General features: G+C 73.5%; 2 pseudogenes. Both read right to left on the bottom strand.

Annotated elements, in window-relative coordinates:
- Positions 1–2,519: pseudogene (locus V7E46_RS34040) on the bottom strand (type I polyketide synthase); the annotation flags it as partial.
- Positions 2,520–2,618: 99 nt separating this feature from the next.
- A pseudogene (locus V7E46_RS34035) lies at positions 2,619–4,469 on the bottom strand (polyketide synthase dehydratase domain-containing protein); the annotation flags it as partial.
- Between the last annotated feature and the right edge of the window lie 64 nt (positions 4,470–4,533).

The raw sequence follows: 4,533 nt of genomic DNA, 5'->3' as shown, positions 1-4,533 counted from the left end.
ACCCGGTCCCACCCGCGTCATCCGAGAACGACCGGCACCGGCCGTCCGCCGCCAAGCCACCCTGCATCGTGAACAAGGCGAACGCGTCGGCCGACGCCATCACGGACACGCCGCCGGCAAGGGCGAGCGAGCACTCCCCCGACCGCAACGCCTGCGCCGCCAGATGCATCGACACCAGCGACGACGAGCACGCCGTGTCCACACTCACCGCAGGACCCTCCAGCCCGAGCGTGTACGCCACCCGGCCCGAGATGACGCTGGTCGCGGCACCGGTGNCACGCCGTGTCCACACTCACCGCAGGACCCTCCAGCCCGAGCGTGTACGCCACCCGGCCCGAGATGACGCTGGTCGCGGCACCGGTGATCTGGTGGCCCTGCAGTTGTTCACCGCCGCGGGCGACCAGGTCGCTGTACCCCATGTGATACGCGCCGACGAACACCCCTGTCTGGCTGCCCGCCAGCGAGTTCGGGTCGATCCCGGCACGTTCCAGCGCCTCCCAGGAGGTCTCGAGCAGCAGCCGCTGCTGCGGGTCGGTGGCCAGCGCCTCCCGCGGGGAGATCCGGAAGAACGCCGCGTCGAAGTCGCCGACGCCGGGCAGGAAGCCGCCTTCGCCCGTCGCCGAGGCGCCGAGCGCCGCGTCGAGGTCCCAGCCGCGGTCGGCGGGGAACGGCGTGATGCCCTCGGCTCCGTCGGCGACCAGCTGCCAGAGGTCGTCCGGATCCGCCACCCCACCGGGGAAGCGGCACGCCATCCCGACGAAGACGATCGGGTCGTCGGTGGCGGAGACCGGTCGCGGCAGCGGAGCCGGGCCGGCCGGCCGGGTGTCGTCGAACACGCCCGCCAGATGCCTCGCGACGTGACCGACGGTCGGATAGTCGAACACCAGGCTCGCGGGCAGGCTCGCTCCGGTCCTGGCCCGCAGCAGGTTGCGCAGCTCGACCGCGGTCAGCGAGTCGAAGCCCAGCTCGGTGAACGGCTGCGCGGTGTCGATCTGCGTGCTCGACGCGTGGCCGAGCACCGCTGCCGCGGCCTCGCGGACCAGCTCGACGAGGGTCGCCAGCCCTTCCGCAGTGGACATCCCGGTGAGCTGCCGCGCCAAGCCGTCGCGTCCGCCCTGCGTGTTGTCGGCGGAACGCCGCGCCGCGTTGCCGGCCAGCGACCGCCACAGCGGCGCGATGTCCCGCTGGGCGCGCAGCGCCCGGACGTCGAGCCGGGCCAGCCCCAGCACCGCGGCGCCCGAGTCCCACGCCCGGTCGAACAGGTTCATGCCCTGCTCCACACCCAGCGGCGGCATCGCCGACCGGGCGATGCGGCGCAGATCCGTATCGGACAGGGTCCCCACCAGGCCGACGTCGGTCGTCCAGGCGCCCCAGGCCATCGACTGCCCGGGCAGCCCCTCGGCGCGGCGGCGCGCCATCAGGCTGTCGAGGAACACATTGCCCGCCGCGTAGTTGCCCTGCCCGCTGTTCCCGACGTGTCCGGCCAGCGACGAGAACACCACGAACCGGGACAGGTCGTGCGCGCGGGTCAGTTCGTGCAGGTTCCAGACCGCGTCGACCTTCGGCGCCAGCACCCGATCGAGCTGCTCCTGCGACAGCGAGCCGATGATCCCGTCCTCCAGGATCCCCGCTGTGTGCACGACGGCGGTCAGCGGATGCTCCGGTGCCACGGCGTCGACCACCGCGGCCAGCGCCCGCCTGTCGGTCAGATCGCAGGCGGCGAACGTCGCCCGGGCCCCCTGTCCCGCCAGCTCGGCGATCAGCTCCGCGGCGCCCGGCGCGGCGGCGCCGCGCCGGCTGACGAGCACCAGGTTCCGCACCCCGTGCCCGGTCACCAGATGCCGCGCCACCACGCCACCGAGACCGCCGGCGCCGGTGATCAGCACGGTGCCGCCCTGCGCCAGGGGCTGCGGGACCGTCAGCACCAGCTTCCCGACGTGCCTGGCCTGGCTCATGAACCGGAACGCCTCCGGTGCCCGGCGCACATCCCACGCCGCCACCGGCAGCGGCCGGATCACGCCGGCCTCGAACAGCGCCGTCAGCTCCCGCAGCATCTCCTGGATCCGGTCGGCGCCGGCCTCCATCAGGTCGAAGGCCCGGTAGCTCAACGACCGGTCGCGGAAGTCCTCCGGCGATCGGATGTCGGTCTTGCCCATCTCCAGGAACCGCCCGCCCGGAGCCAGCAGATCCACCGACGCGTCCACGAACTCCCCCGCGAGCGAGTTCAGGACCACGTCCACACCCCGGTCCGCGGTAGCGGACCGGAAACGCGCACGGAAGTCGAGGTCCCGGGACGACGCCAGCCGCTCGGCCGGGACTCCCCATTCCCGTAGAACACCCCACTTGCCCTCGCTCGCCGTGGCGTAGACCTCCGCGCCCCGGTGGCGTGCCAGCTGAATCGCCGCGAGTCCGACACCGCCGGCGCCGGCATGGACCACCACCGACTCGCCGGGCTCCAGCCCGGCGAGATCCAGCAGCCCGTAATAGGCGGTCAGGAACACGACGGGAACCGACGCCGCGGTGGCGAACGACCAGCCCTCGGGGATCCTCGCCAGCAGCCGGTGGTCGGTCACCGCCACCGGACCGAACGCGCCGAACGCCAGGCCCATGACCCGGTCGCCGGGCCGCAGGTCCGGCGCACCGGGGCCGACCTCCGTGACGACACCCGCGACCTCACTGCCCAGCGGGCCCGTCGCGCGCACGTCGCTGACCATGTCGAGCGCGTTGAGCACATCGCGGAAGTTGAGGCCCGCCGCGTGGACCTGGACGCGAACCTGCCCGTGGGCGAGCGGACCGGCCGACTCGGGAGCCGGCGCGAGCACCAGGTTCTCAAACATGCCCTTGTCCGTGGAGTCCAGCCGCCAGGGCACGTCTGCCGGTGCGACCAGTTCGTCGGCCGGCCGGGCCCGGACGAGCCGCGCGGTGTGCAACCGCACGCCGCGTACCGCCCACTGCGGCTCGCCTGACGCCAGGATCGCGCCCAGCGCACCTGCGTCGAGCCCGGTGCCGGCGTCCGCGTCGGTGCCGGTGTCGACCAGCACGATCCGGTCCGGGTTCTCCGACTGCGCCGACCGCACGAGGCCCCACACCGCGGCCGCGGCCAGGTCGGTCACCGGCTCGCCCGCATGCACGGACACCGCGCCCCGGGTCGACACCACCAGCGGGATCGACGCGAACCTCGCCTCGCCCAGCCAGTGCTGCAACTGCCGCAGCACCCAGCCGGTGAGCTCGTGCGTGGACCGAACGACCGAGTCCGGTCCGCCGGCCACGGCCAGCACGACCGCTCCCGGCGCCGGCCTTCCCTTGTCGAGCGCGGCACCGACCGCGCTCAGGTCGGCGTGCTCCGCGCCATGGGGGGCGACGGTGACCCAGTCGTCCATCGGGTCGCCCGCGCCGAGCCCGGTCTCGAGCCACTGCGTCCGCAACACGGCCCCATCGCCGGCGCCGGCCGTCAAGCTGTCCGAGGCGAACGCCCGCACGGCCAGCGACCCGATCGACAGCACAGGAGCGCCGGCGCTGTCCGCGACCGCGACGGCGACCTGGTCCGGGCCGGTCCGGGTGAGTACGACCCGCAGCCGCGACGCACCCGAGGCGCGCAGCCGTACGCCGGTGAAGCTGAACGGCAAGCCGCCCTGCTCGGCTGCGTCGAGACCGGCGAAGACCGTGGTGTGCAGTGCCGCGTCCAGCAGCGCCGGATGGATGCCGAACGACTCCGCCGAAGCGCGGGCGGACTCCGGCAGCTCAACCTCGGCAAGGATCCGGTCCCCGCTCCGCCATGCCTTGCGCAGCCCCTGGAACACCGGGCCGTAGCGCAGGAATCCGTCGTCGGCCAGCTGCTGGTAGAACTGCCCGGTCTCCAGCGGTGCGGCGTCCGCGGCGGGCCATTCCCGGGTGAGCGGTTCGAACGCGTCATCGGCCCGGTCGTCGGCGGCAGACGCGCTCACGACACCGGTCGCGTGGCGAGTCCAGGTCTCCTCGCCGTCCACCCGCGCATACACCGTGACGCTGTACCGTTCCGCGTCGTCCGCCCCGGCCACCACCTGCACCTGCGCGCCACCTGAAGCAGGCAGCACGAGCGGCGCCTCAAGGACGAGCTCGTCGAGCCGGTCGCAGCCGACGCTGTCGGCCGCGCGGATCGCCAGCTCCACGTACCCGGTGCCGGGGAAGACCACCGCGTCGCGCACAGTGTGGTCTGCCAGCCAGGGATGCGTTCGCACCGACAGCCTGCTGGTGAAGACCACCTCGTCGTTCTGCGGCAACGACAGCATCGCCCCCAGCAACGGATGCTCCGCTGCCGTGAGCCCGGCGGCGCCGACGTCGGTCGCCCCGCCGGCGCTCTGCGGCCAGAAGCGCTGATGCTGGAAGGCATAGGTCGGGAGCTGGACGCGGCGCGCGCCGGAGTCCGGGAACGTGGTCGTCCAGTCCACGGCCACGCCCTGGGCGTACACCTGGGCGACCGCGGTGATCATCTGGTGCAGGGATCCTTCGCCGCGCCGCAGCGTGCCCGCGACGGGCACCGCGCCCTCACGACCG

The sequence above is a fragment of the Streptomyces sp. IBSBF 2435 genome (assembly GCF_036815005.1).
GTDB lineage: Bacteria > Actinomycetota > Actinomycetes > Streptomycetales > Streptomycetaceae > Actinacidiphila.
Note: the sequence above shows the minus strand (reverse complement) of the source record. Positions and strands in the feature narration are given on the sequence as shown.